We start from the raw sequence: 26,696 nt of genomic DNA on the forward strand, positions 1-26,696 counted from the left end.
ATCTAGGTGGCTGCTATCTTGATCTATGCTGTTTGCCTAATCGACTCTTTGATTACTTCCCGGCTTTTATGCAACTCACCTATATAATCTGCATACCACTGCATCATCTCCCTACGGCCATCAAGATATTGTGCATGGTTGTATGTTCCGCGAATGGCGTTCTTATCAACATGCGCAAGCTGCGTTTCAATCCACGCTGAGTTAAAGCCCTGCTCATGCAGAATAGTACTCATTGTGTGGCGGAAACCATGCCCCGTCAGTCTGCCTTTATACCCCAGCAACTCAATGACTTGGTTAATGCTTTCTTTACTGATCGGCTTGCGAGGATCATTCCTGCCAATAAACACCAGGGGGTGATGTTTTGATATCGGCTCAAGTTGCTTAAATAGCGCAATGACTTGCTCTGATAGCGGTACAATATGGGGCCGCTTCATTTTCATTACTTCCGCCGGGATCTCCCACAATTTTGTCTCAAAATCGATATCATCCCAGCGTGCGAAACGCAGTTCTTGCGTGCGTACACCGGTTAACATAATGATTTGAGTGGCTGTCTTCGTGATGATACTGCCGGTATAACCCGCCAGATCGTTGAGGAAGTGAGGAAGTTCATTGGCAGTAAGGAAGGGGAAGTGTACTTTTTTCGGCGTAGCTAAAGCGCTGGCAAGATCGGGGGCGGGGTTGTAGTCAGCCCTACCAGTGACAATTGCATATCGATATACCTCGCCACAGCGCTGGCGGACTTTGCGCATTTTCTCCAGCGCTCCACGTTTCTCCATCTTACGCAGTGCTTCCAGTAGCTCCATTGGTTTGATTTCGGCTATAGGACGTTTACCGATATAGGGGAAGATATCTTTCTCAAAGGTGTCGATGATTTCATCACGATAGCGTAATGACCAGCGATCGGCTTTAGTCTGATGCCACTCGCGAGCAACGGCCTCGAAAGTGTTTTTCAAACTCATTTGCTGGGCCACTTTCTCTTCTTTCTTTACTTCACCCGGATCGCCTCCAGCAGTGAGAATTTTTCTGGCTTCGCTGCGTTTCTCGCGCGCGTCGGCCAGTGAAACATCGGGGTAGACGCCAATAGACAGCATCTTTTCTTTACCGGCGAAGCGGTACTTCATTCGCCAGTATTTGGAACCATTAGCGTTAATCAGCAGATACATACCGCCGCCATCAGCCAGCTTATAGGGCTTTTCTTTTGGCTTCGCAGTTTTCACTTTAACATCGGTCAGCGCCATGACATCCTCCGGCTTTTGATGAATCCATCTTCCTGGGGGGATTTCCGCCAGTAACCGACCTGATACCCCCAATGCACCCCTTGTATAGCAAAGATGTCTTTAAAACCCCTTGTTATATCTCACATTTTTACCATTATGGGGGTGCCGATATTTTAAGAGGGAAATGACACCCCCGAATGCACCCCCAAAAACCGCTTGATGCAGGTTGAAGCTGGTTGACCTCAGGATACAAAGAAGGCTTGATATATAAGGGATTACAAGGGGTTTTGTTGACGTCGGGAGATTTCAGTAGAGGCAAACTGGCGGAAGATCACAGGAGTCGAACCTGCCCGGGACCGCTGGCGGCCCCAACTGGATTTGAAGTCCAGCCGCCTCACCGGAGACGACGATCTTCCGCGCCTACATTGCTACATGGAGGCGGGGCGCATTATATCTACTTTCAATCATTTACCACATCCCCCAAGGGCACATTTTTCGCCCTGTTGCCGTTGCGCTCTCTGGCATTCCAGATAAAACCATTATTTTTCCTATGGTTACATTTTTCGTCTGCCGCGCAGCGCGCGCTTTACCGCACGTCTTGCCCGTTGAATGGCGTAAAAAACATCACGATGACCGAATATTTGACCCTCTGGCGGGCATTTAGCCTCGTGTTTATAGACCGCTGGACGCGCAGGCTTACGGCGTAAACGAACCGGGACAGTATCAGTCACAAAGGGCATCGCTAAGAAAGCGTATAGATAAAACGGGGAGATGATTTGGGGGAGATACGCGTGAATTTTGGCGGAGACCGCAGGAGTCGAACCTGCCGGGAGCCGCAGGCGGCTACCACTGGAAATGAAGTCCAATCGTCTCACCGGAGACGACGATCTTCCGCGCCTCGATTGCTACATGGAGGCGGGGCGCATTATAGCTACTTTCAACCGCTTACCACATCTTTACTTACATTTTTCAGCATCTTTTTACTCACCTGCGTGCGTTAGCGTGAGAAATATCTGATAAATCCGTGAGTTACACCTGTACATACTCTTCTCGCCAACCCAGATCACATAAATCAAGAAACGTAATTTGATAACGAGATATCGCAATTCACCTTGCTGAGCGGATGGTTTACAAAAGAGTAACCGGTATCAGCGCGCCGCGAACGGCAGCAATGGCGCGTACCTACAAATCAGAACACAGGCAATTAAGAGGACGAACCATGAAGATCAGTGATGGAAACTGGTTGACCCAGCCGGGTCTGAATTTAATTCATCCTGTTCAGGTGTTTGATGTTGAACAGCAAGGGAATGAAATGGTGGTCTACGTGGCGCCGCGCGACGTCCGCGAGCGCACGTGGCAACTGGATACACCGATGTTTACCCTGCGTTTTTTCTCACCGCAAGAGGGCGTGGTGGGCGTACGCATCGAGCATTTCCAGGGCGTGCTGGATAACGGCCCGCACTACCCGCTGAACGTGCTGAAAGACGTGAAGGTACAGATGCAAAACACCGCCGGGTTTGCCGAGCTGAAAAGCGGCAACCTCAGCGTGCGCGTGACCAAAGGTGAGTTCTGGTCGCTGGATTTCCTGCGCAACGGCGTGCGGATCACCGGCAGCCAGCTGAAAAACAACGGCTATGTGCAGGACAGCAATGACAATCGCAACTACATGTTCGAGCGTCTGGATCTGGGCGTCGGCGAAACCGTGTATGGCCTGGGCGAGCGCTTTACCGCGCTGGTGCGCAACGGCCAGAACGTTGAAACCTGGAATAAAGACGGTGGCACCAGCACCGAACAGTCCTATAAAAACATCCCGTTCTACCTGACCAACCGCGGCTACGGCGTGCTGGTGAATCACCCGGAAAACGTCTCCTTTGAGATTGGCTCAGAGAAGGTGTCCAAAGTGCAGTTCAGCGTCGAAGGCGAGTATCTGGAATACTTTGTCATCGACGGCCCAACCCCGAAAGAGGTGTTGAACCGCTATACCCAGTTCACCGGCCGCCCGGCGCTGCCGCCGGCGTGGTCTTTCGGCCTGTGGCTGACCACCTCGTTCACCACCAACTACGACGAAGCGACGGTCAACAGCTTTATCGATGGTATGGCCGAGCGCAACCTGCCGCTGCACGTCTTCCACTTTGACTGCTTCTGGATGAAGGCCTTCCAGTGGTGCGACTTCGAGTGGGACCCGGTGACCTTCCCGGACCCGAAAGGCATGATTCAGCGCCTGAAAGACAAAGGGCTGAAGGTCTGCGTGTGGATTAACCCGTATATTGGCCAGAAATCGCCAATATTCAAAGAGCTGAAAGAGAAAGGCTATCTGCTCAAGCGCCCGGACGGTTCCGTCTGGCAGTGGGACAAATGGCAGCCGGGGCTGGCGATTTATGACTTCACCAACCCGGAAGCCTGCCGGTGGTATGCCGACAAGCTGAAAGGCCTGGTGGCGATGGGCGTCGACTGCTTTAAAACCGACTTCGGCGAGCGTATCCCGACCGATGTGCGATGGTTCAACGACGCCGACCCGCAGAAAATGCACAACCACTATGCCTATATCTACAACGAACTGGTGTGGAACGTGCTCAAAGAGACCGTCGGTGTGGAAGAGGCTGTGCTGTTCGCCCGTTCCGCTTCCGTGGGCGCGCAACAGTTCCCGGTGCACTGGGGCGGCGACTGCTACGCCAACTACGAATCGATGGCGGAAAGCCTGCGCGGTGGCCTGTCGATTGGCCTGTCCGGTTTCGGTTTCTGGAGCCACGATATTGGCGGCTTCGAAAACACTGCCCCGGCGGATGTCTATAAACGCTGGTGCGCCTTCGGCCTGTTCTCCAGCCACAGCCGCCTGCACGGCAGCAAATCCTATCGTGTGCCGTGGGCGTATGACGAAGAGTCCTGCGATGTGGTGCGCTACTTTACCGAAATGAAGTGCCGCATGATGCCGTACCTGTATCGTCAGGCGGCGCTGGCCAACGAGCAGGGCACGCCAATGCTGCGTGCGATGATGCTGGAGTTCCCGGACGACCCGGCGTGCGATTACCTCGACCGCCAGTACATGCTCGGCGACTCGCTGGCGGTGGCGCCGGTGTTCTCGGAGGCGGGCGACGTGCAGTTCTACCTGCCGGAAGGCCGCTGGACGCACCTGTGGCACAACGACGAAGTGCAGGGCAGCCGCTGGCATAAACAGCAGCATGATTTTATGAGCCTGCCGGTCTATGTGCGCGACAACACCCTGCTGGCGCTGGGTAATAACAGCCAGGTGCCGAACTACGCATGGCATGAAGGCACCGCGTTCCAGCTGTTCCACCTTGAGGACGGGCATGAAGCGGTATGTGAAGTGCCTGCGGCCGATGGCACCGTGGTGTATACGCTGAGCGCGAGACGTCAGGGTAAGGTGATAACGGTGAAAGGCAACGGCAAAGCCAGCGGCTGGACGCTGTGCCTGCGCAATATCCAGCAGGTAGCGGGCGTGCAGGGCGGAAGCCCGGCAGGCAGCGAGCTGGGCGTGGTGGTGACCGCGCAGGGCAATGAGCTGGTGATTACGCTCTAATTCTGTGAGCCCCCTAACCCTCTCCCCGGTGGGGAGAGGGGATTGTTTAGCGCCGGTTAGAAGTCATATTGCAGCGTTAAGCGGTTCTGCCAGAAATCCTTCTCATACAGCGGCGACGTCTGCACGCCGACGAAATCGTTCAGGCTCAGCCCTTTCAGCGCGCCCTGGAAATTCCAGATAAAGTACATCACGTACTCGGACTGGCGCAGGCTGCCGGAATTCACCGTTGGCGTCAGATCCATCCAGGAGTAGCGTGCGCCCAGCGTCAGGTTGTCGTTCGCATTCCAGTTCACGTTGGTGGCATAGGCATCGCCGCTGCCCAGGTCCTGGGTGCTGGTGAAGTACGGCTGTGCAAAGTACGGACCGGATGAACTGTTGTGGGCATAGGGCGTCACCAGCGAGCCGTTACCATAGCTGTCACCGCTGGCGGCAATGTGGTTATAACCCGCCGCCCAGGAGAGTGAAGGCGTAAAGTTCAGCGACAGCTGCGCACCGTAAGAATGGTTGTCTACTTCGCCCGCCAGCGCTTTGCCTTCGCTGGTGCCGCGAATGTATTGCAGCGCCACGTCCGGCGTAAACAGCGCCTGCTGCCACTGGAGGTGGCCTTCGGCGTAGAAGATGTTGGAGAAGTCGGCGTAGCTTTCGTACCACATCTGGCCGGTCAGCTTTTTGTCATCCCACATCAGGTGACGGCCCGCGCCGACGGCCCACATGCCGTTGGTTTCTTCGGTCACGTCGCTGTAGGCGGTGGTGCGCTGAACCTGGTCGCTCCCCCAGCCCTTGTAACGCCAGATTTTGGTGGCGTGCAGGAAGTCGTCGCCGCTACCGTACTGCATATCCAGCGCCTGATAGAGAATTGGCGTGATGCGCCAGTCGTAATCGCCGACGAACGGTAAATCCAGGCGCTGGTTGCCGCCGGTGAGACGAAAATCACCGTAGCGCCAGTTGAGGTAGGCTTCACCGATGTTGGTCTGGTTGTCGCCGATATCGCTGATGACGCGATCTTCCGGCGGGTGGTCGATCCCTCGCAGGAACAGACCGCTAACGCCAACGTTGAAGCCATACAGCGGGGCCGTTTCATACTTCACGAAGCCGCCGTAACTCACGGTGTCCTGGTTAAACCCTTTGGCGAAGTACGCATTGTGGGTGGTGTAATACAGTGCACGAACGCTGCCGCTGACTTTACCGCAGCTGAATGCGTCGCTCAGGCTGCTGACGTTGCCTTCGGCATCAAAACAGGCGCTGTCGGGCTTAAATGAGAGGGCGGCTTCTGCGCTGGCGGGAAGCGCCAGTGCGGCAAGTGCGGCCAGGGCGGTGAGACCACCGGCGAATCGTGATGGTTTGACGGCACCTGCTGCCCGATACGTCTTCATGCTAATACCTTGTCTACAGAGATAAAAAAAGAAAAGTGCGCGTGCGCCGCGGGTTGGTAGACGCGGCGGCAGCGTGCAGGGCTGCGATTATCGTCATCGGGATGGTTGTGATCCAGACCCAAAAGCAAACGTTTGCTTTTCTGTGTTGGCGGTTGACACTGGATTCGTGATTGATGTTGGTTTAACCACGATAAGGGCGATTAAAATAAAGAGGAAAGTGCTATCTATGTGGCTTATTAGCGAAAGATAGCACTGATTGCCGCGCTAGCGCTAAACCGCACTGATTGGATAGTCAATCGTGCAGGGTGGGGACGTTTCCGCCCCCTTAGGTTATGGCGTAACCGGCGCGCCGGCAGCGACCGAAACCACGCCACCCTGCATCTGCTGGGTAACTTCCTGCTTCGCCATATTCACCGCATGCAGCTTTGCGTTCACCGTGGGTTTCAGCGGCGCGTCCGCCTGTACGCTGCCGCTGGCGGTAAGCTGAATATTGCCATCGCCGTCGATAGGCAGCGCAGGCCACCCCCACAGCTGGAGAATATTCAGCGGTACGCCGCGGCCGTTGAGCGTGATACTTGTCTGGCGCTGCGGCTGCTGTGATACCGTGGCGGTGGCTTCCAGAATCCCTTTCTCGGTAAAGGCGCTCAGTTCGCTGATATTCACGTTCGACGCATCGGCGTTCAACCGCATTGACGGGCGACGCACGTCAATGCGGTTGAAGGTTGCCGCCGCGCCGTTGAGCGTTGCGCTACCGCCCCATACGCCCCACCGGTGGCCCTTCACCAGCTGCAGATTGGCGCCGTAGCCGTCTAATGCGGTCACCTGCCATGGAAAGTCAGGGTCGATATCAATCACCAGGTTGCGGCTGGCGCCAAATTTTTTCAGCGTGACGCTCTCCAGCCACGGCGGCAGCTGTTCCATCCACAGCGTTTTCCAGTTTTCCGGCAGCGTGTACTCCAGCCCGGCGAACACCGCGTCATCCAGCACCAGCGCATTGGCGTTACGGTACCAGTGGCCAGCGCTGCGCACCATGCCGCCCTCCCAGCGTGAGGTAAACTGGCGCAGGTCAATGCCCTGCGGCGAGAATTCGGCGTTGAGGATCGGGTCGAACAGGTGCAGCGAGCCGTAAATGAATTCGCTGGCGTTGAGTGATATTTTACCGTCGGTGCTCTGCCAGCTGCCCTGGCTGAGCGTCAGGTTGCGCAGGTTCAGGTCGAGGTCGGTCACCGCCCAGTCTGGCCCCTGCAGGCGGGCATCGGTGACGTCGAGGCGGCCAATCTGTAGCGATGGCACGGTGGCCAGGGGAGCAAGGAAGTCGCGCAGCGGTTTATCGCTTTGCATGCGGATGTCGTTGAGGCGCAGATTGTCCACGACCCAGCTGCCGTCGGCGCTACGGCGGGCGTTGCCGGTGAGTGAACCGCGCGCAATATCCGCGCCGACGGTGGTCAGGGTGACTTCGCCGCCGTTAATCTCGCCTTCAATCAGTACCTGGGTGGCGGGCACGCCGTTCAGCGATAGCGAACCGGCGCTCATTTGAATCCGCGCTTTTTTCCCCAGCACGTTACCCGCTTCTGGCGCCCACGGCATCACGCCGCCCGAAACGCGCTGTGCGCTGAGCGCCCAGCCGGTTTCCGGGCTGTTTAGCGCCATATTACTGAGCTGTAGGCGATCGGCGGCAAACGGCAGCGGCGCGGCGGCGGGCGGCAGGTTCAGCGTACCGTCCTGTAACAGAATGGTGTCGACGTGCAGCGGATCGGTAATCTGCCGTGAGCTCAGGCCAATATCCACGCTTTTCGCGACCAGCGTGGCGGGTTTACCGTCGCGGCCAAAGGTGACGTTTTGCAGCAGGATGTGCGAAGGGGAGGAGAAGCGGTGATCCATGGCGTCGAACGTCACCTGCCATGCCGTGTTGTCGCTTAGCCACTGGCTGATATGGCGCGCGCCCCAGCGCGTTTGCAGCAGAAAGTAGAAGGCCAGAATCACCAGCAGCAGGGCGATAAGCAGCCAGATAATGAGCTTTCCAAGAAATTTCATGATCTTCCGTCCTGAGAAGGGCACATAAACCTGTTATGCATGATTTATGCGCAATCCTCAAGGCGGGAATCGTATTATTCGATGTCGGCGGCAGTGGGCGTTGCCACTGCCGCGCAGAGGGTTACTCTTTTTCGGCCGGGAAGATCAGGTTCAGGATAATAGCGGTGATACCGCCGGCTGCGATGCCGGAAGAAAGCAGGTTTTTCAGCCAGTCCGGGGCGAACTGCAGGATCTGCGGCTGCTGAGAAACGCCCAGACCCACGGCCAGCGACAGCGCAATAATCAGGATGGCGCGGCGGTTCAGCGGTTCGCGCGAGACAATGCGCACGCCCGACGCGGCGATCGTGCCGAACATCACCAGCGTTGCCCCGCCGAGTACCGGTTCCGGAATGTGCTGCACAAAGCCGCTGACCGCCGGGAACAGGCCGAGGACGATCAGCATCAGCGCCACCACGAAGCCCACATAGCGGCTGGCGACGCCGGTTAGCTGAATCACACCGTTATTCTGGCCAAAGCAGGAGTTCGGGAAGGTATTGAACACCGCAGAGACGCAGGAATTGAGGCCGTTTGCCAGCACGCCGCCCTTCAGGCGTTTCATATAGACCGGGCCTGAGACCGGCTGCTCGGAAACGTCAGAGGTGGCGGTAATGTCGCCGATAGTTTCCAGCGAGGTGATCATAAACACCAGCATCAGCGGCAGCAGCAGGTTCCAGTCGATGCCTAAGCCATAGTACAACGGCGTCGGTACCATAATCAGGCTGGTGTTCGACGGCGTGGTGTTTTCCGGCAGCATGCCGAGGAACCATGCCAGCAGGTAGCCCGCCGCCATGGCGATGACCAGTGAGGCGATGCGCAGGTACGGGTTACGCTGACGGTTAAGCAGAATAATCATGCCCAGCACCACGCCCGCCAGCAGCAGGTTTTTCGGCGCGCCGAAGGTATTGTTGGCCATCGCCGCGTAGCCGCCGCCGATGGAGGTCAGGCCGACCTGAATCAGCGACAGGCCGATAATCATTACCACCACGCCGGAGACCAGCGGCGTAATCACGCGACGTGCCAGATGCAGTACGCGAGATAACACCATCTCTGTACAGCTGGCCAGCATCAGGGTACCGAACAGCGCTGCCATCATGGTTGGCACGTCCGCACCGCCGGTTTTCAGCGCCGTGCCGCCCATAATCAGCGGCGCCACGAAGTTGAAGCTGGTGCCCTGAATCGACAGCAGACCGGAACCCACCGGGCCCCAGGCTTTAATCTGAATGATAGATGCCACACCGGAAGCGAATAACGACATGCTGATAATGTGCTGGGTATCCTGAGCCGGGAGGCCGAGAGCCTGGCAGATCAGCAGCGCTGGGGTGATCACCGCCACAAACATCGCCAGCAGGTGCTGGAGCGCGGCAAACAGGGTTTGCGGAAGCGGCGGACGGTCTTCCAGGCGGTAAATCAGTTCGCTGGTTTGCTTATGCGCAATCGGTTGCGCATTGGCTTGATCGAGTGTGTTAGAGGACATCTCAGAGGCTATCTCGTGGTGGAAAAGTGGCGATTTTAGCCGACTGGTTGGTAAAAGCAAACGGTTGCATTCAGTAACCATGAAAAATTGCGGAAAATAGGCGGACAAAAAGCAGGGCTTAATCGGGTCGCTTAACGAAAATGAGGACAAATCGTACCTTTTTCTATCACTTTCGCGCTTTTCGAGCTTAAACTTTGGGCCGACGTCTCATGAGGAGGCGATCTCGACATCGGAAATTGGTCGCGTATGAATGGATCATGCGTTTAGTAAGGAGCTGTAATTATGTTTCATCTTGATACCTTATCGACGCTCGTTGCCGCAACGCTGGTGTTGCTGCTCGGACGCAAGCTGGTCCAGAGTGTCCCCCTTCTCAAAAAATACACTATCCCCGAGCCCGTTGCGGGCGGCCTGCTGGTCGCGCTCGCGCTGCTGGTATTAAAGCAGAGTATCGGCTGGGAGATTGACTTCGACATGAGCCTGAAGGACCCGCTTATGCTGGCGTTCTTCGCCACCATTGGCCTGAATGCTAATATCGCCAGCCTGCGCGCGGGCGGCAAAGTGCTGGGTACGTTCCTGATCGTGGTGGTCGGGCTGCTGCTGCTGCAAAACGCGCTGGGCATCGGTATGGCGAAGCTGCTGGGGCTGGACCCGCTGATGGGTCTGCTGGCCGGTTCTATTACTCTCTCCGGCGGTCATGGTACCGGCGCGGCGTGGAGTAAACTGTTTATCGAGCGCTACGGGTTTGCCAATGCTACCGAAGTGGCGATGGCCTGTGCCACGTTTGGTCTGGTGCTCGGCGGCCTGATTGGCGGCCCGGTGGCGCGTTATCTGGTGAAGCATTCGTCGTCGCCGAATGGAACGCCGGATGACCAGGCCGTACCGACGGCGTTTGAAAAACCGGACGTCGGGCGCAGCATTACCTCGCTGGTGCTGATTGAAACGATCGCCATGATCGCTATTTGTCTGACGGCAGGTAAAGTCATTGCGCAACTGCTGGCAGGCACGGCGCTGGAGCTGCCAACCTTCGTCTGCGTGCTGTTTGTGGGGGTGATCCTCAGCAACGGGATGGCGCTTTTGGGCTTTTATCGCGTGTTTGAACGCGCGGTTTCGGTGATGGGCAACGTGAGCCTGTCGCTGTTTCTGGCGATGGCGCTGATGAGCCTGAAGCTGTGGGAGCTGGCGTCGCTGGCGCTGCCGATGCTGGTGATTCTGGCCACGCAGGCAATGGCAATGGGGCTGTACGCCATTTTCGTGACCTACCGGATGATGGGCAAAAACTACGATGCGGCGGTGCTGGCCGCGGGGCACTGTGGTTTTGGTTTAGGCGCGACGCCTACGGCGATTGCCAATATGCAGGCTATTACCGAGCGTTTTGGACCGTCGCATACGGCGTTCCTGGTGGTGCCGATGGTCGGCGCGTTCTTTATTGATATCGTCAATGCCCTGGTGATTAAGCTGTATTTGATGCTGCCGATGTTTGCTTAATGTGAAAATGCCGGAGGTCGGCTCCGGCATTTTTTTGCCTGATGGCGCTTCGCTTATCAGGCCTACATACCTCTGCACGTTGTCTTATTCTTCGTGCTCTTCCCACGCCAGCGCGCGTTTCACCGCTTTTTTCCAGCCGCTGTAGCGGAAGTTACGCTCGGTTGTCTCAATGCCCGGGCGGAATTCGCGCTCAATGACCGCTTTCTCCTGCAGCTCATCCAGATTCTGCCAGAAGCCGACCGCCAGGCCAGCAAGGTAGGCCGCGCCCAGCGCCGTGACTTCACGGACTTCCGGGCGTTCTACGCGGGTGCCCAGAATGTCGGACTGGAACTGCATCAGGAAGTTGTTGGCAACCGCACCGCCGTCGACGCGCAGGGCGTGCAGACGAATGCCGGAGTCGGCCTGCATTGCCTCCAGCACGTCACGCGTCTGGTAGGCGATAGACTCCAGCGTCGCGCGGATAATGTGATTCGAGTTCACGCCGCGGGTCAGACCGAAGATGGCACCGCGAGCGTACGGGTCCCAGTACGGTGCGCCGAGGCCGGTAAACGCAGGTACCACGTACACGCCGTTGGTGTCCTTCACTTTGGTGGCGAAGTATTCGGAGTCGAAGGCGTCGCTAATCAGCTTCATCTCGTCGCGCAGCCACTGAATAGAAGCGCCAGCCATAAACACCGCACCTTCCAGCGCGTAGTTCACCTCACCGCGCGGGCCGCAGGCGATGGTGGTTAGCAGGCCGTGGCTGGAAGCCACCGCTTTTTCACCGGTGTTCATCAGCATAAAGCAGCCGGTGCCGTAGGTGTTTTTCGCCATCCCTTCCTTCACGCACAGCTGGCCGAACAGCGCCGCCTGCTGGTCACCGGCAATCCCGGCGATAGGAATACGGGTACCGCCTTTGCCGCCGATGTTGGTCTGGCCGTACACTTCGGATGACTTGCGCACTTCCGGCAGCATGGCGCGCGGAATATCCAGCGCGTCCAGCATTTTGTCATCCCACTCAAGGGTGTTGATGTTGAACAGCATGGTGCGCGAAGCGTTGGTGTAATCGGTAACGTGCACGCGGCCCTGGGTCATTTTCCAGATAAGCCAGGTGTCGACGGTGCCGAACAACAGTTCGCCGCGTCTTGCGCGCTCGCGGGAGCCTTCAACGTGGTCGAGGATCCACTTCACTTTGGTTCCGGAGAAGTACGGGTCGACCACCAGGCCGGTGGCGCTACGCACGTACTCTTCCATACCGTCGCGCTTGAGCTGCTCGCAGATATCCGCCGTACGGCGGCACTGCCAGACGATGGCGTTGTAAATCGGCTTACCGGTTTCGCGTTCCCACACGACGGTCGTTTCACGCTGGTTGGTAATACCGATAGCGGCAATCTGGTCAGAGCTAATGTCGGCTTTTGCCAGCACTTCGACGAGCGTGGAGCTCTGGGTCGCCCAAATCTCCATAGGGTCATGCTCAACCCAGCCTGGCTTTGGATAAATTTGTTCAAATTCGCGCTGTGAAACACTGATGATATTGGCGTCATGATCCATAACGACGGCGCGGGAGCTGGTGGTGCCCTGGTCGAGCGCAACGATATATTTTTTGTCAGTCATAATGAACGTTCCGTAGTCAGATTACAGCGAAGCATTGTGTTGATTCTGGCTGGAGGCCGCTTTCGGCTCTTCAACCTCGCAGGTGTCGCAGGGCAGGTGACGGCCAATCAGCTTGCGGTAGCTGAATGCGCCCAGCGCCGCGCCCACGATTGGCGCACACAGCGGCACCAGGAAATACGGGATATCTTTGCCGCCGGTGAAGGCGACGTCGCCCCAGCCTGCCAGCCAGGCGAAGGCTTTTGGCCCAATGTCACGCGCCGGGTTCATCGCAAAGCCGGTCAACGGGCCCATGGAGGCGCCGATAACTGCAATCAGTAGGCCAATCAGCAGCGGTGCCAGCGGCCCACGCGGAATACCGTTGCCATCGTCGGTCAGCGCCAGGATAACGCCCATCAGGATAGCGGTAATCACCATTTCTACCGCGAATGCCTGCACAAAATTGATATGCGGGTTTGGATAGGTGGAGAAAATACCCGCCAGCTCAAGGCTTTCTACGCTGCCGCGCACCATATTGTGCGTGTGTTCGAAGTCGATGAAAAGGTTGTAGTACAGACCGTAGACCAGCGCGGCGGCGCAGAAGGCGCCAGCAAACTGGGCAACGATAAACGGCACGACTTTGCGGCCGTCGAAGCAGGCGAACAGCCACAGGGCAATGGTCACTGCCGGATTAAGATGCGCGCCGGAAACCCCAGCGGTCAGGTAGATGGCCATCGCCACGCCCAGACCCCAGATGATACTGATTTCCCACTGGCCGAAGCTCGCACCGGCGACCTTCAGCGCAGCAACACATCCCACGCCGAAAAATATCAACAACCCGGTACCGAGAAACTCTGCGATGCACTGGCCTTTTAAGGTTGATGTCTGGCTCATAATCGGAATCCTGAAGACTAATTGATGATTATTGTGTGCATAAGCGTTCGCGACGCTCATGTTGCCTTGTAGGCATAGTGTTAATTTATCGTTAACGAGCGTAAACGAGAAATATCGAAATTGAAATGTGTGTGTCACGTCAAGAAATGAGCGTTTTCGCGCCAAAAAACGCACAGTTTTGGAACGAAAAGTGTGAGGAAGGGAACATTTCGCTTGTTAAACAGTAAACAATTTAATGAGTATTGATGTCTATGCTCCAGGTCTAGACCGAAAATTGCGGAGAACCGCAATCTACAGGCTCTGGCGCTGGACAGGGGCTACTGGGCTTCATACAATCGACCACAAGCCGTGCGCTTATTTACGTTAAGGCGTCACCGGGGTTCCGGGACGATATCAACGCCTTGCAAGATCAGGAGAGGTATGACGATGTCATTAGAAGTGTTTGAGAAACTGGAAGCGAAAGTTCAGCAGGCGATTGATACCATCACGCTGTTGCAGATGGAAATCGAAGAGCTGAAAGAAAAGAACAACACGCTGGCGCAGGATGTACAGGCTGCACAGCATAGCCGTGAAGAGCTGGAACGTGAAAACAACCAGCTGAAAGAACAGCAGAGCGGCTGGCAGGATCGTCTGCAGGCGCTGCTGGGCCGCATGGAAGAAGTCTGATTCCACCTCTCCCCGGGCGGTTGCTAACTTCCTGGGGAAGCTTTTCCCTTCTGATTTTCCCCCGCTGAGTGATTTCGCGCATCCGCGCTGAGTCCGCTTTCATATATTTCAAAACTGCATAATCAATCTTTTTTTATTCTTTAATCATTGGTTAGATTTCTGGCAGGCTAGCCCCATTACAACACAACAGATAAGAGAGCGGGCGATGAACAAGTGGGGCGTAGGGTTGACTCTTTTGCTGGCTTCCACCAGCGTACTGGCTAAGGATATTCAATTACTGAACGTGTCTTACGATCCGACGCGTGAACTGTATGAGCAATATAACAAGGCGTTCAGCGCGCACTGGAAAAAAGAAACCGCTGATAACGTGCTGATTCGTCAGTCCCACGGTGGCTCCGGTAAGCAGGCGACCTCCGTCATCAACGGTATTGATGCCGACGTGGTGACCCTGGCGCTGGCCTATGACGTTGACGCCATCGCCGAGCGCGGGCGTATTGACAAAAACTGGATCAAACGCCTGCCGGATAACTCTGCGCCGTACACCTCCACCATCGTGTTCCTGGTGCGTAAAGGCAACCCGAAACAGATTCATGACTGGAACGATCTGATCAAACCGGGCGTTTCCGTGATTACCCCGAACCCGAAAAGCTCCGGCGGCGCTCGCTGGAACTACCTGGCGGCCTGGGGCTACGCCCTGCACCACAACAACAACGACCAGGCTAAAGCGCAGGACTTCGTGAAGGCGCTGTATAAGAACGTGGAAGTGCTGGACTCCGGCGCGCGCGGCTCCACCAACACCTTCGTAGAACGCGGCATTGGCGACGTGCTGATTGCGTGGGAAAACGAAGCGCTGCTGGCGACAACCGAGCTGGGTAAAGACAAGTTCGAGATAGTCACCCCGAGCGAGTCGATTCTCGCCGAGCCGACCGTTTCCGTGGTCGACAAAGTGGCGGAGAAAAAAGGCACGACCGCGGTGGCGGAAGCCTACCTGAAGTACCTCTACTCGCCTGAAGGCCAGGAGATTGCGGCGAAGAACTTCTACCGTCCGCGTGACCCGGCGGTGGCGAAGAAGTATGAAAACGCGTTCCCGAAACTGAAGCTGTTTACCATCGACGATGAGTTCGGCGGCTGGACGAAAGCGCAGAAAGAGCATTTCTCCAACGGCGGCACCTTCGACCAAATCAGTAAGCGTTAATCTCGAAAAACGCCCGGCTAATCTGCCGGGCATTTTTTTGTGCCTCGTAGGCCGGATAAGGCGTTTACGCCGCCATTCGGCAATGCACGCCAGACTGCCAATGTTCTGTTGGTCACAAAACTGCGTTACTCTTCCCCCTCGGTTTAACATGGGGAGAACACATGACAAGGTTAAAATACCTGCTGGCCGCGCTGCTGGTGATGGCCATTGCGGCAGGCGCCGGCGGCTGGTACTGGCTGAACGCCGGCAACCCGGACGCCCTACGCCAGATTGTGCTGGAGCAGTGCGTACCCAACCAGCTCGAGCATCAGACCCCGAAGCCGTGCGCTGACGTGAACCCGAAGGGTGGCTACGTGCTGTTTAAAGATCGCAACGGTCCGTTGCAGTATCTGCTGATGCCAACCTACCGTATCAATGGTACTGAAAGCCCGCTGCTGCTTGACCCGCTGACGCCGAACTTTTTCTGGCAAGCGTGGCAGCGTCGTATGATCATGAGCGACAAGCGGGGCGCGGAAGTCCCCGATAGCGCGATCTCTCTGACCATAAACTCCCGTACCGGGCGGACGCAAAACCATTTTCATATCCATATTTCCTGCCTGCGCAAAGACGTTCGTGAGCAGTTAGACGGTGATATCGCCGCCATTAGCAGCCGCTGGCTACCGCTGCCGGGTGGGTTGATGGGGCATGAATATCTGGCGCGTCGCGTCACCGAAAATGAGCTGGCGCAGCGTAGCCCGTTCCTGATGCTGGCGGAAGAAGTACCGGAAGCACGTGATCATATGGGGCGTTTTGCGCTGGCGTTGGTTAAGCAAAGCGATGACTCGCTGTTGCTGCTGGCAACCGAGCGCAACCTGCTGACGCTGAACCGCGCCTCCGCCGAAGAAATCCAGGATCATCGCTGCGAGATTCTGCAATAACCCCACCTAATCTGGCGTTTACCTGTCTGGCCTGTCGTCGTATGCTTGCTGAAAAAAACGACAGGAGACAGGTATGTCGCTCTGGTTTTCTCACCCTCTTTTCCTCCCTTCACTGATCGTTGGCGTGACTATCCTGCTGTGGGCGACGTCGCTGCTGCCGGAGTTTATTACCGCGCTGCTGTTTTTCGCGGCAGCGATGACGGCGAAAATTGCCCCGCCGGACGTTATTTTTGGCGGCTTTGCCTCTTCGGCCTTCTGGCTAGTTTTTAGCGGGTTTGTGCTCGGCATTGCCATCCGCAAGACGGGGCTGGCCGACCGGGCGGCGCGGGCGTTGTCGGCGCGGCTGACGGACTCCTGGCCACTGATGGTCGCGAGCGTCGTGCTGCTGAGCTATGCGCTGGCGTTTGTGATGCCTTCCAATATGGGACGTATCGCGCTGCTGATGCCGATTGTGGCGGCGATGGCGAAACGCGCCGGTATTGAGGACGGTACCCGTGCGTGGTACGGCCTGGCGCTGGCGGTCGGTTTCGGTACTTTCCAGCTTTCGGCCACTATTTTGCCCGCCAACGTACCTAACCTGGTGATGAGCGGGGCGGCGGAAGGGGCCTATGGGATCCACCTGAACTATGTACCTTATCTGCTGCTGCATACTCCGGTGCTGGGCTGGCTGAAAGGCGCGGTGCTGATTGGCCTGATCTGCTGGCTGTTTCCCGGTAAACCGCATCCGCCCCGCGATCTTGACCCACTGCCGCCGATGAGCGGTGAGGAGAAGCGTCTGGCGTGGCTGCTGGCGGTGGTGCTGACGTTGTGGGTGACGGAGAGCTGGCACGGCATTGGGCCCGCCTGGACGGGGCTGGTGGCGGCGGTTGTCACGCTGTTGCCGCGCGTTGGGTTTATTTCCGGCGATGAATTTGCCAGCGGCGTGAATATGCGTACCTGTATTTATGTGGCCGGGATCCTTGGGCTGGCGATCACCGTTACCCAAACGGGAATTGGCGATGAGGTGGGCAATGCGCTGCTGCATATTATGCCGCTGAGTGAGGATGCGCCGTTTACCAGCTTCCTGGCGTTGACCGGCATTACCAGCGCGCTGAACTTTATTATGACCGCCAACGGCGTACCGGCGCTGTATACCACCTTTGCTCAGAGCTTCTCGGATGCCACCGGCTTCCCGCTGCTGAGCGTGATCATGATTCAGGTACTGGGCTACTCGACGCCGCTGCTGCCGTATCAGGCATCACCGATTGTGGTGGCGATGGCGCTAGGGAAAGTGCCCGCGCGCGCGGGGATGTTGCTGTGTCTGGCGCTGGCAGCGGTGAGTTATCTGCTGCTGTTGCCGCTGGACTATGTGTGGTATCAGGTGCTGGGCAAGCTATGAGCATCTGCCGGATGGCGCTGCGCTTATCCGGCCTACAAAAAAACCGGCCATAGGGCCGGTTTATTAAAACCTGGCGCGGTGGCCAGGTTCAAAATCTTACGCGTTTTTCGCTGCTTCTGCTGCTTTAACGATCACCGCGAAAGCGTCTGCTTTCAGGGATGCGCCGCCAACCAGCGCGCCGTCGATGTCCGGCTGGGTGAACAGTTCTGCTGCGTTGCCCGCGTTCACGGAACCGCCGTACTGGATGATAACCTGTTCAGCGATTTTCGCGTCAGCTTTCGCGATGTGGTCACGAATGAATTTGTGAACCGCCTGAGCCTGAGCTGGGGTAGCAGATTTGCCGGTACCGATAGCCCATACCGGTTCGTAAGCAATAACCGCGCCTTCGAAGGCCGCAGCGCCCTGAGTTTTCAGCACAGCGTCGATCTGACGTGCGCACACTTCTTCAGTTTTGCCCGCTTCGTTTTCAGCTTCGGTTTCACCGATGCACAGAACCGGGATCAGACCCTGTTCTTTCAGCACGGCAAATTTCTTCGCGATCAGCTCGTCAGATTCTTTGTGGTAGGTACGACGCTCAGAGTGACCGATGATGATGTAGGTTGCGCCAACATCTTTCAGCATTTCAGCGGAGGTTTCACCGGTGAATGCGCCGGACAGGTTCAGGTCAACGTTTTGCGCGCCCAGGTGGATGTGGCTGCCGGCAGCGGCATGCTTAGCCATATCGATATACATTTCCGGCGGCGCGATAGCCACGCCGCAGCCAGCTACGCCGGCCAGCTCGGTACGCAGGTTAGCAATCAGCTCGTGTACCATGTGGCGGCTGCCGTTCAGTTTCCAGTTACCCATCACTAAAGGATGTCGCATTTCGATTCTCCACGCTTGTCAGCGAATTAAGGAATATGGCCGCCCGTCAGGGCAGCATGGTCTGTGAAACAGTATAGAGATTGATCGCTTTGAAGGCTTTGCTTTTTATCATTTATTGTCCCCTTCAAGATTTTCAGATAGCGCCAGCTTAATCGGTTCAACGGCGAAGGTCAGCCCTTTTTCGCCATTATCTGCGACAACATAGCGCACGGCGCCTTCAGTGCTGGCGAAGTAATGTTTTCCCTTCCCCTGCGATAGCAGCTTTTGCAGTTTTTGCTGGCTTTGCGGTTTGGTTAGCGTCGGGAGGACCGCGCGCATCAGGGCGCTCATGTACTCCAGCGCTTTGTTTTTTGCCGCCTTCTGCTCCGGCCCCTGAATGGGCAGCCAGGTTATCTGGATAGATTTAATCTTCAGGGTGCCGCGCTCCAGCGCCGTTGAGGCGTAGAGGTTTTCATTTATCTTGCTGGCGGCGCGGGTAATCGTGAGCTGGTCCCGGCTGGAGGCAATCGAGCGAAATTCACCGAGCGGCAGGCCGGGATTCTGCGTATTGAATTGTTCCCGGAACTGGCTGATGGAGAGGTCAAACGCCGGAGCGCCCGCCAACAGGTATGGGGCAACGGCGGCGGGCTTTTCCGCCGACAGCGAAGCCTGGCTGAAGCTCAGCGTGATGAGCCCTGCCAGACAGAGCGTGATCCAGTGTTTCATGCCAATTGTCCTCTTCTTTGCAGATGACGATTAAAACGGGAACCGCCTCGCTTGTCAAAATGTGCCCACTTCGGGGTAAACTACGCGGCACAACGATAAAGGAAAGGCTACATGACTCTACAGCAATGGTTGTTTTCCATTAAAGGGCGTATTGGGCGCCGCGACTTCTGGATTTGGATTGCCATATGGGCCGTCACGATGGTGGCGCTGTTCAGCCTTGCCGGCGGCGGGCTGGTCGATCTGCAAACGGCGGCATTTATGCTGGTGTGTCTGCTGTGGCCGACAGCGGCGGTGACGATTAAGCGTCTGCATGACCGCGGGAAATCAGGCCTCTGGGCGCTACTGATGGTGCTGGCGTGGATGCTGCTGGCGGGTAATTGGTCAATGCTGCCCGGCGTATGGCAGTGGGGCGTAGGGCGGTTTATTCCTACGCTGATTATCGTCATGATGCTGATAGACCTGGGCGCATTTGTTGGCACCCAGGGCGAAAATAAATACGGTAAAGACACGCAGGCCGTGAAGTACCGCGCCGATCACCAGTAGTGTTCGGCGGTCATGTGGCCCGGCCGACGGCGCAGGTGCTTGGTCATCTGGCGGGTCTCTTTCAGCAGCTGTTGGGTATCGCGCACCATCTGCGGGTTACCGCACAGCATCACATGGCTGGTCTGCGCATTCATCGGTAAACCAACGGCGGCTTCCAGCGCACCGCTTTCAATCAGCGCGGGAACGCGCCCGGTCAGCATCCCCGGCGTTGTTTCGCGGCTGACGACCGTCTGAATGCGTAGCTTTCCGGCATAGCGCTCTGCCAGCGCTCGCATCTGCGGCAGGTAGCTGAGGTCGGCGGCGTAGCGCGCGGCGTGGACCAGCACCAGATTTTTAAAGCGTTCCAGGTCTTTCCCTTCTTCGAGAATCGAGAGGTAGGGGCCAATCGCCGTACCGGTTGCCAGCATCCACAGGGTTTCGCAGTCGGGCACCTCTTCCAGCACGAAAAATCCTGCGGCTTCACTGACGACCTGCACTTCATCACCCGGCTTTAACGCGGCCAGGCGTGGGCTGAGCTTGCCGTCCGGAACGGTGACCAGATAGAACTCAAGATCGGGATTGCTGGGGGCGTTAACGTAAGAGTAGGCGCGTTGTACCCGCTCGCCGTCGATGTCGAGCCCCAGCTTGGCGAACTGTCCGGCGGTAAACGGGTGAACCGGCGCGTGGACGGTAAGGCTAAACAGTGCGTCGGTCCAGTTCTGTACTTTAACGACTTTGCCCGTAACCCAATCTGCCATGGCGAATCTCCTCTCATTCTCGTTATCTTATCTTCACCGCGACGAGAGAAGATTTCCAGCCCGAAAAGGCTGGAAAGCTCAATTGATCAAACGGGTTAAAGAATGTGACGCTGGATTTCAGTGTCTTTGCGATCGAGGTAGTGAATCGACTGAATGCGGCGGATGGTGCGGGATTTACCGCGAATCAGCAGCGTCTCGGTGGTGGCGATATTGCCCTTGCGGGTAATGCCGTCCAGCAGGTCACCTTTGGTAATGCCGGTCGCGGAGAAAATCACGTTGTCGCTGCGCGCCATGTCGTCCAGCGTCAGTACGATACCGGCCTCAATGCCCATCGCTTTACAACGCTCCAGTTCGTTTTCACCAATGCGGCGGTTCTCTTCGCTATCGCCTTTGACGTGATGGCGGGCCAGCAGGCGGCCGTGCATGTCGCCGTCCAGTGCGCGAATGACCGCGGCGGAGACAACGCCTTCCGGCGCACCGCCGATACCGTACATCACGTCGACTTCGCTGTCCGGCATGCAGGTCAGAATCGAGGCCGCAACGTCACCGTCCGGAATAGCGAACACGCGCACGCCCAGTTTTTGCAGATCGGCAATCACGCCATCGTGGCGTGGTTTCGCCAGAATGGTGACCGTCAGTTCGCTCAGCGGCTTATCCAGCGCGCGGGCGATATTACGCAGGTTTTCTTCCAACGGTTTGTTGAGGTCGATAGTCCCTTTCGCGCCAGGGCCGACAATCAGCTTTTCCATGTACATGTCCGGCGCGTTGAGGAAGCAGCCTTTATCGCCTACCGCCAGCACCGCCAGCGCGTTGGCCTGACCCATCGCCGTCATGCGGGTGCCTTCGATGGGGTCAACGGCGATATCTACCGCATCGCCGTTCCCGGTACCGACGGACTCGCCGATGTAGAGCATTGGCGCTTCATCGATTTCGCCTTCGCCAATGACGATGGTGCCGTCAATGTTGACCTTGTTGAGCATAATACGCATGGCGTTGACCGCCGCGCCGTCGGCGGTGTTCTTGTCGCCGCGGCCCAGCCATTTATAGCCTGCCAGCGCCGCCGCTTCGGTGACGCGCGAAAATTCGATAGCCAGTTCTCGTCTCATTACAAACTCGTCCAGGGAAGTGAAATTGTGCGAAGTTTAGCACAGCCCTTAACGGGCTGTGGGTATCGCTACGCGTTGGAATAACGTTCGGTTTCCGGCATCCAGCGCTCAATAAGCGCGTTCGCCTGCTGCGGATAACGGTCGTGAATATGGCGTGCCAGGCGCTGAACTTCGGGGATCATCGCCTGATCGCGCAGCAGGTCAGCCACCTTAAATTCGGCATTGCCGGTCTGGCGGGTGCCGAGCAGCTCGCCGGGGCCGCGAATCTCGAGATCCTTCTGGGCGATCACGAAGCCGTCGTTGCTGTCGCGCAACACCTGCAGACGCATTTGCGCGGTTTTCGACAGCGGCGCTTTATACAGCAGTACGCAGTGGGATGCCACCGCACCACGGCCGACGCGGCCACGCAGCTGATGGAGCTGCGCCAGACCCAGGCGCTCCGGGTTTTCAATAATCATCAGGCTGGCGTTGGGGACATCCACGCCCACTTCAATGACGGTGGTGGCAATCAGCAGATGCAGTTCACCTTGCTTGAAGGCCTGCATGACGGCCTGCTTTTCGGCGGGCTTCATGCGCCCGTGGACGAGGCCAATATTCAGCTCCGGCAGCGCCAGCTTCAGCTCTTCACAGGTGGCTTCCGCCGCCTGGGCTTCCAGTAGATCCGACTCTTCAATCAGCGTACACACCCAGTAGGCCTGGCGGCCTTCGCTGGTGCAGGCGTTGCGTACGCGGTCGATAATGTCATGACGGCGGGTATCCGGGATGGCGACGGTGGTGACCGGCGTTCGGCCAGGCGGTAGCTCATCAATGACTGACGTGTCGAGATCGGCGTAGGCGGTCATTGCCAGCGTACGCGGGATTGGCGTAGCGGTCATGATCAGCTGATGTGGGTGGAAGCCCTGCTGCTGGCCTTTTTCCCACAGCGCCAGACGCTGATGCACGCCGAAGCGGTGCTGTTCATCGATGATGACCAGTGCCAGGCCGTTAAACTGCACCTGTTCCTGGAAAATGGCGTGGGTGCCGACAATCATCTGCACCTGGCCGCTGGAAATGGCCTCCTGCTGTGCCTGACGGGCTTTACCTTTCTGCTTGCCCGCTAACCAGCCGACTTCAATGCCGAGTGGCGCAAACCAGCTGCGGAAGTTATTAGCGTGCTGTTCGGCGAGCAGCTCGGTCGGCGCCATCAGCGCGACCTGCTTGCCGTGGGCAATCGCGCGCAGCGCCGCCAGCGCGGCAACCAGCGTTTTACCGGATCCGACGTCACCCTGCACCAGGCGCATCATCGGTATATCCAGCGCCATATCGTGTTCAATTTCAGCCGTCACCCGCGCCTGCGCACCGGTAGGCTTAAACGGCAAATTAGCCAGAAACTTATCTTTCAGCTCGCGGCTTGCGCTGAGAGGCTGAGCGTGAAAACGCTGCGCGCCCGCGCGCAAGGCCAGCATGCTGAGATTGTGCGCCAGCAGCTCTTCCAGGATTAAACGCTGCTGCGCCGGGTGTTTACCGGTTTCTAAATCGGCGAGCTGGAGCGTCGGCGGCGGGCGGTGCAGCGTGCGCAGCGCTTCCGGCAGGCTCATCATCCCCTGTGCCAGTTCCGGCGGCAGCAGCTCGCTGATGGCGCAGGTATCGAGTAAATCCAGCGCTTGATCGGTCAGTTTACGCAGCGTGGCCTGTTTGATGCCTTCGGTGGTGGGATAGACCGGCGTTAAGGTCTCCTGTAAATCCGGCGTGCTGAGGTCACCCTGCACCCGATATTCCGGGTGGATCATCTCCGCGCCGTACTTACCGCGCTTCGCTTCGCCGTAGGCCAGCACGCGTCGCCCGGTGGCGAGGCTGTTTTTCATCGCCGCGTTGAAGTTGAAAAAGCGCATCGTCAGGATGCCGGTGCCGTCGCTAATCTGGCAGGTCATCATCCGGCGGCCGCCGAAGGTGATATTGCAGTTCAGGACTTCGCCTTCCACGGTCACGTAGATGCCGGGAAGCAGTTCACCGATAGGATAAAGCTGGGTGCGGTCTTCGTAGCGCAGCGGCAGGTGCAGGAGCAAATCCTGCACCGTGTGCAGGCCAATTTTTGCCAGCCGGCTGCTCTGCGCGGCGCCTACGCCGGTCAACGTGTTGAGCGGAACGGCATCCAGCAGACGGCTTTGCATAGCGGTTACTCCGTGGCCTGCATAGTGGACCACCACGCAGCATCGGCTTCGATTTCGCCCTGCTCGTTAACGTGGGGGTAGGGAAGGCCTTTGCGTTTGGCGACGTTCGCCAGCACCGGATAGCCGCCTTCAAACAGCAGACGCTGCTGCTCTTCGTCAGCCAGCATGCTGTTATCGCGGCTGTACATGCCCGCGTTTTGACGCTGGCGCTGAGCTTCGTAAAGAATGAGGGCGGAGGCGACGGAGACGTTGAGCGACTGCACCATGCCGATCATTGGAATAATGATGTCCTGGTCTGCGAGCGCTAACGCTTCCTGGGTGATACCGGTTTTTTCCTGCCCCATCAGAATACAGGTCGGGCGGGTGTAGTCGATTTCACGGAAATCGACCGATTTGTCTGACAGGTGTGTTGCCAGGATTTGCATGCCCTGGCCCTTTAAATGGCCGACCGCATCGCCAATAGTGGGATGGGTTATCACCTGTACCCAGCTGTTGCTGCCCGCTGCCGATGCCATAGGGCGCATTCGGGTGCTGGGCCAGACCGCGTGAACTTCATGAACGCCTACAGCATCAGCGGTACGGACGATCGCCGAAACATTATGAGGTTTGTGGACCTCTTCCATGCAGACGGTCAGATCGGGCTGACGCCTGGCGAGCATCTCACGGATACGCGCATAACGCTGTAGATTCATAAAGCTAGTTTCGGTTACGGGTGACTTTGATAACGTCCGGCATTACGCGGATTTTGCGCATGATATTCGCCAGATGCACACGGTCGCGCGCGGTCAGGCGGATAAAGGCGCTGTAAACGCGGCCGTCTTTCTCTTCCGTATTCAGGCTCTGAATGTTGGACGTCGCGGTATTGATGGCTGCCGTCAGGTTGGCCAGCGCCCCCTGGTGGTTGAACATATCGACCTTAATTTCGGTGATAAATTCCTGCGCCGTCTCTTTGTCCCACTCGACTGCCATGAACTTCTCAGGTTCTTTCTGATAGCCGCGAATGTTGCGGCACGATTCATGGTGGATAACCAGCCCTTTACCCGGGCTGACGTGGGCGATGATCGGGTCGCCGGGGATAGGACGACAGCATTTGGCAAAGGTGATCAGTACGCCGTCAGCGCCTTTTATTGGCAGATGGGTGTGCCCGGAGGCGCCCGGTGCCGATGGCGTGGCTTCCCCCTGCTGGAGATTTTTCGCCACGACCACGCTCATGGCGTTGCCGAGGCCGATTTCAGCCAGCAGATCGTCAAGGGTGGCAAGACGCATGCGGTCAAGTTCGCGCTGAACATGATCCGGCGGGATTTCCGCAAGCTTACGGCTGCCGCCCAGCGCGTGGTTCAGCAGACGGCGACCCAGGCTGACGGAATCGTCGCGCTTGAGGTTTTTCAGCATCTGGCGAATTTTGGCGCGCGCTTTCGAGCTGACGACAAAGTTGAGCCACGCGGCGTTCGGGCGAGCGCCCGGCGCGGTGATGATTTCTACCGTCTGGCCGCTGGAAAGCGGCTGCGACAGCGGGTAAGGCTGGCGGTCGACGCGCGCGCCGACGCAGGCATGGCCGATATCGGTATGCACGGCGTAGGCAAAGTCCACCGGCGTAGCGCCAGCGGGCAGTTCGACAATACGGCCTTCCGGGGTGAAAACGTAAATCTCATCCGGGAAGAGATCGGATTTAACGCTCTCAATAAATTCAAACGAGCTGCCGGCGCTCTGCTGCAGTTCCAGCAGGCTCTGCATCCAGCGCTGAGCGCGGATTTGCGCGGTAGTGCTGCTTTCGCCGCCATGCTCTTTGTAGGCCCAGTGCGCGGCCACCCCCATCTCTGCCATTTGATCCATGTCTTCGGTACGGATCTGGACTTCAACCGGGACGCCATGCGGCCCAATCATGGAGGTGTGCAGCGATTGATAGCCGTTCGCCTTTGGAATCGCGATGTAGTCTTTTACGCGACCCGGACGCGGCTTATACAGGCTGTGCATCTGGCCCAGCACGCGGTAGCAGGTGTCCAGATCGTTGACAATTACGCGGAACGCGTAAATATCCATGATCGAGTGAAAACGCTGCTCTTTCAGCACCATTTTGCAGTAGATGGAGTACAGATGTTTCTCGCGACCGCTGACGCGACACGGGATGCCCGCTTCCTGCAAACGCCCTTCAATTTCAGAAAGGATCTTCTGAATCATCTCTTTACGGTTACCGCGCGCGGCTTTCACCACTTCTTTGATGACGCGATAACGGTTAGGGTACAGCGCTTCAAAGCCCAGCTCTTCGAGCTCGGTTTTGATGTGGTGGATACCTAAACGGTGCGCCAGCGGGCTGTAGATTTCGAGCGTTTCACGGGCGATGCGGCGACGTTTGTCCGGGCGCAATGAGCCCAACGTGCGCATGTTGTGGGTACGGTCGGCAAGCTTGATGAGGATGACGCGGATATCCTGCACCATCGCCATAATCATTTTGCGAAAGTTTTCGGCCTGCGCCTCTTTCTTATCGCGGAACTTGAGCTTATCAAGTTTAGACACCCCTTCTACCAGTTCAGCAACGCTCTTACCAAAGAGCTGCTCCATGTCCTGGTAGGTGGCAGGGGTATCTTCTATCACGTCGTGCAGCAGGGCGGCCATCAGCGTTTCATAGTCGAGTTTCATCTCGGCCAGAATGCAGGCTACCGCTACCGGGTGCGTGATATAGGGTTCACCGCTTGAACGTGTTTGCCCCTCGTGAGCGTCACGTGCAACGAGATAGGCCTGCCGAAGACGCTTAATCTGGTCTTCCGGCAGGTAGTTTTGAATCAGCTGATTCAGGCTCTCAAACAGATACAAG

At 57.4% G+C, this 26,696-nt stretch carries 20 protein-coding genes and 2 tRNA genes; 7 read left to right on the forward strand and 15 right to left on the reverse strand.

The features are described from left to right. Positions 1 to 23 precede the first annotated feature (23 nt). The 3 genes from H7R56_RS00715 to H7R56_RS00725 all read right to left on the reverse strand — a co-directional run bounded on the left by H7R56_RS00715 (position 24) and on the right by H7R56_RS00725 (position 2,110). A complete protein-coding gene (locus tag H7R56_RS00715) occupies positions 24 to 1,238 on the reverse strand; it encodes a tyrosine-type recombinase/integrase (protein WP_032170224.1) in 1,215 nt (404 codons plus the stop codon). A gap of 300 nt (positions 1,239 to 1,538) precedes the next feature. Then, positions 1,539 to 1,633, reverse strand: a tRNA-Sec gene (locus H7R56_RS00720). A gap of 383 nt (positions 1,634 to 2,016) precedes the next feature. Further along, positions 2,017 to 2,110: transfer RNA gene (locus H7R56_RS00725), tRNA-Sec, on the reverse strand. A 326-nt stretch (positions 2,111 to 2,436) separates the two neighbouring features. On the opposite strand from H7R56_RS00725, the gene yicI reads away from it, so the two are divergent. After that, positions 2,437 to 4,755 (forward strand): alpha-xylosidase, encoded by a 2,319-nt coding sequence (gene yicI, locus H7R56_RS00730; protein ID WP_106924928.1) that lies wholly within the window; start codon positions 2,437 to 2,439, stop codon positions 4,753 to 4,755. 56 nt (positions 4,756 to 4,811) lie between these two features. On the opposite strand, the gene H7R56_RS00735 is transcribed toward yicI, so the two are convergent. The 3 genes from H7R56_RS00735 to H7R56_RS00745 all read right to left on the reverse strand — a co-directional run bounded on the left by H7R56_RS00735 (position 4,812) and on the right by H7R56_RS00745 (position 9,675). Then, the gene (locus H7R56_RS00735; RefSeq protein WP_106924929.1) at positions 4,812 to 6,128 is read right to left on the reverse strand and encodes an OprD family outer membrane porin; all 1,317 of its coding nucleotides are present in this window, start codon (positions 6,126 to 6,128) and stop codon (positions 4,812 to 4,814) included. Positions 6,129 to 6,458: 330 nt separating this feature from the next. Continuing rightward, positions 6,459 to 8,162, reverse strand: a complete 1,704-nt coding sequence (locus tag H7R56_RS00740) for an AsmA family protein (protein ID WP_182928450.1) — start codon at positions 8,160 to 8,162, stop codon at positions 6,459 to 6,461. 121 nt (positions 8,163 to 8,283) lie between these two features. Then, entirely contained in the window at positions 8,284 to 9,675 is a 1,392-nt protein-coding gene (locus H7R56_RS00745) for a nucleobase:cation symporter-2 family protein (RefSeq protein WP_106924931.1), read from the reverse strand. Positions 9,676 to 9,957: 282 nt separating this feature from the next. Here H7R56_RS00745 and gltS point away from each other — a divergent pair, with 282 nt between their 5' ends. Further along, positions 9,958 to 11,160 (forward strand): sodium/glutamate symporter, encoded by a 1,203-nt coding sequence (gene gltS, locus H7R56_RS00750; RefSeq protein WP_106924932.1) that lies wholly within the window; start codon positions 9,958 to 9,960, stop codon positions 11,158 to 11,160. An 84-nt stretch (positions 11,161 to 11,244) separates the two neighbouring features. On the opposite strand, the gene glpK is transcribed toward gltS, so the two are convergent. After that, entirely contained in the window at positions 11,245 to 12,753 is a 1,509-nt protein-coding gene (gene glpK / locus H7R56_RS00755) for a glycerol kinase GlpK (protein ID WP_106924933.1), read from the reverse strand. A gap of 21 nt (positions 12,754 to 12,774) precedes the next feature. Then, on the reverse strand, positions 12,775 to 13,623 hold the full coding sequence (locus tag H7R56_RS00760; protein WP_106924934.1) for an MIP/aquaporin family protein: 849 nt from the start codon (positions 13,621 to 13,623) through the stop codon (positions 12,775 to 12,777). A gap of 420 nt (positions 13,624 to 14,043) precedes the next feature. On the opposite strand from H7R56_RS00760, the gene zapB reads away from it, so the two are divergent. The 4 genes from zapB to H7R56_RS00780 all read left to right on the forward strand — a co-directional run bounded on the left by zapB (position 14,044) and on the right by H7R56_RS00780 (position 17,779). Next, complete coding sequence (gene zapB, locus H7R56_RS00765; RefSeq protein ID WP_106924935.1) at positions 14,044 to 14,289, forward strand: septal ring assembly protein ZapB; 246 nt, start codon at positions 14,044 to 14,046, stop codon at positions 14,287 to 14,289. Between the two features lie 205 nt (positions 14,290 to 14,494). Continuing rightward, positions 14,495 to 15,484, forward strand: a complete 990-nt coding sequence (locus H7R56_RS00770; RefSeq protein WP_106924936.1) for a sulfate ABC transporter substrate-binding protein — start codon at positions 14,495 to 14,497, stop codon at positions 15,482 to 15,484. Between the two features lie 161 nt (positions 15,485 to 15,645). Next, entirely contained in the window at positions 15,646 to 16,401 is a 756-nt protein-coding gene (locus H7R56_RS00775) for a CDP-diacylglycerol diphosphatase (protein ID WP_106924937.1), read from the forward strand. Between the two features lie 73 nt (positions 16,402 to 16,474). Next, entirely contained in the window at positions 16,475 to 17,779 is a 1,305-nt protein-coding gene (locus H7R56_RS00780) for an SLC13 family permease (RefSeq protein ID WP_106924938.1), read from the forward strand. 96 nt (positions 17,780 to 17,875) lie between these two features. Here H7R56_RS00780 and tpiA read toward each other — a convergent pair whose 3' ends face one another. Both tpiA and H7R56_RS00790 read right to left on the reverse strand, forming a co-directional pair. Next, the gene (gene tpiA, locus H7R56_RS00785) at positions 17,876 to 18,643 is read right to left on the reverse strand and encodes a triose-phosphate isomerase (protein WP_106924939.1); all 768 of its coding nucleotides are present in this window, start codon (positions 18,641 to 18,643) and stop codon (positions 17,876 to 17,878) included. A gap of 108 nt (positions 18,644 to 18,751) precedes the next feature. After that, positions 18,752 to 19,348, reverse strand: coding sequence for a DUF1454 family protein (locus H7R56_RS00790; protein ID WP_106924940.1), 597 nt, complete (start codon positions 19,346 to 19,348; stop codon positions 18,752 to 18,754). A gap of 111 nt (positions 19,349 to 19,459) precedes the next feature. On the opposite strand from H7R56_RS00790, the gene H7R56_RS00795 reads away from it, so the two are divergent. Continuing rightward, positions 19,460 to 19,891, forward strand: a complete 432-nt coding sequence (locus tag H7R56_RS00795; RefSeq protein ID WP_106924941.1) for a DUF805 domain-containing protein — start codon at positions 19,460 to 19,462, stop codon at positions 19,889 to 19,891. On the opposite strand, the gene fpr is transcribed toward H7R56_RS00795, so the two are convergent. From fpr to spoT, 5 genes are all read right to left on the reverse strand, one after another. Continuing rightward, a complete protein-coding gene (gene fpr / locus H7R56_RS00800) occupies positions 19,882 to 20,628 on the reverse strand; it encodes a ferredoxin--NADP(+) reductase (protein WP_106924942.1) in 747 nt (248 codons plus the stop codon). The genes H7R56_RS00795 and fpr overlap by 10 nt on opposite strands. Before the next feature lie 95 nt (positions 20,629 to 20,723). Beyond that, entirely contained in the window at positions 20,724 to 21,734 is a 1,011-nt protein-coding gene (gene glpX / locus H7R56_RS00805) for a class II fructose-bisphosphatase (protein WP_106924943.1), read from the reverse strand. A gap of 68 nt (positions 21,735 to 21,802) precedes the next feature. Beyond that, positions 21,803 to 23,884, reverse strand: coding sequence for an ATP-dependent DNA helicase RecG (gene recG, locus H7R56_RS00810; protein ID WP_106924944.1), 2,082 nt, complete (start codon positions 23,882 to 23,884; stop codon positions 21,803 to 21,805). Positions 23,885 to 23,889: 5 nt separating this feature from the next. Further along, on the reverse strand, positions 23,890 to 24,576 hold the full coding sequence (gene trmH / locus H7R56_RS00815; protein ID WP_106924945.1) for a tRNA (guanosine(18)-2'-O)-methyltransferase TrmH: 687 nt from the start codon (positions 24,574 to 24,576) through the stop codon (positions 23,890 to 23,892). A gap of 4 nt (positions 24,577 to 24,580) precedes the next feature. Then, a complete protein-coding gene (gene spoT, locus H7R56_RS00820; RefSeq protein ID WP_106924946.1) occupies positions 24,581 to 26,695 on the reverse strand; it encodes a bifunctional GTP diphosphokinase/guanosine-3',5'-bis pyrophosphate 3'-pyrophosphohydrolase in 2,115 nt (704 codons plus the stop codon). Position 26,696: the final 1 nt, after the last annotated feature.

Source organism: Klebsiella sp. WP3-W18-ESBL-02, assembly GCF_014168815.1.
Classification (GTDB): domain Bacteria; phylum Pseudomonadota; class Gammaproteobacteria; order Enterobacterales; family Enterobacteriaceae; genus Kluyvera; species Kluyvera ascorbata_B.

Excerpts from the sequence above, each read along its gene's own strand:
- recG (WP_106924944.1), bottom strand. The coding sequence starts at position 23,884 with ATGCAAAGCCGTCTGCTGGATGCCGTTCCGCTCAACACGTTGACCGGC.
- H7R56_RS00740 (WP_182928450.1), bottom strand. The coding sequence starts at position 8,162 with ATGAAATTTCTTGGAAAGCTCATTATCTGGCTGCTTATCGCCCTGCTG.
- H7R56_RS00735 (WP_106924929.1), bottom strand. The coding sequence starts at position 6,128 with ATGAAGACGTATCGGGCAGCAGGTGCCGTCAAACCATCACGATTCGCC.
- trmH (WP_106924945.1), bottom strand. The coding sequence starts at position 24,576 with ATGAATCTACAGCGTTATGCGCGTATCCGTGAGATGCTCGCCAGGCGT.
- glpX (WP_106924943.1), bottom strand. The coding sequence starts at position 21,734 with ATGAGACGAGAACTGGCTATCGAATTTTCGCGCGTCACCGAAGCGGCG.
- H7R56_RS00780 (WP_106924938.1), top strand. The coding sequence starts at position 16,475 with ATGTCGCTCTGGTTTTCTCACCCTCTTTTCCTCCCTTCACTGATCGTT.
- H7R56_RS00790 (WP_106924940.1), bottom strand. The coding sequence starts at position 19,348 with ATGAAACACTGGATCACGCTCTGTCTGGCAGGGCTCATCACGCTGAGC.
- H7R56_RS00770 (WP_106924936.1), top strand. The coding sequence starts at position 14,495 with ATGAACAAGTGGGGCGTAGGGTTGACTCTTTTGCTGGCTTCCACCAGC.
- zapB (WP_106924935.1), top strand. The coding sequence starts at position 14,044 with ATGACGATGTCATTAGAAGTGTTTGAGAAACTGGAAGCGAAAGTTCAG.
- gltS (WP_106924932.1), top strand. The coding sequence starts at position 9,958 with ATGTTTCATCTTGATACCTTATCGACGCTCGTTGCCGCAACGCTGGTG.
- H7R56_RS00795 (WP_106924941.1), top strand. The coding sequence starts at position 19,460 with ATGACTCTACAGCAATGGTTGTTTTCCATTAAAGGGCGTATTGGGCGC.
- tpiA (WP_106924939.1), bottom strand. The coding sequence starts at position 18,643 with ATGCGACATCCTTTAGTGATGGGTAACTGGAAACTGAACGGCAGCCGC.
- fpr (WP_106924942.1), bottom strand. The coding sequence starts at position 20,628 with ATGGCAGATTGGGTTACGGGCAAAGTCGTTAAAGTACAGAACTGGACC.
- H7R56_RS00775 (WP_106924937.1), top strand. The coding sequence starts at position 15,646 with ATGACAAGGTTAAAATACCTGCTGGCCGCGCTGCTGGTGATGGCCATT.
- H7R56_RS00760 (WP_106924934.1), bottom strand. The coding sequence starts at position 13,623 with ATGAGCCAGACATCAACCTTAAAAGGCCAGTGCATCGCAGAGTTTCTC.
- H7R56_RS00745 (WP_106924931.1), bottom strand. The coding sequence starts at position 9,675 with ATGTCCTCTAACACACTCGATCAAGCCAATGCGCAACCGATTGCGCAT.
- glpK (WP_106924933.1), bottom strand. The coding sequence starts at position 12,753 with ATGACTGACAAAAAATATATCGTTGCGCTCGACCAGGGCACCACCAGC.
- H7R56_RS00715 (WP_032170224.1), bottom strand. The coding sequence starts at position 1,238 with ATGGCGCTGACCGATGTTAAAGTGAAAACTGCGAAGCCAAAAGAAAAG.
- yicI (WP_106924928.1), top strand. The coding sequence starts at position 2,437 with ATGAAGATCAGTGATGGAAACTGGTTGACCCAGCCGGGTCTGAATTTA.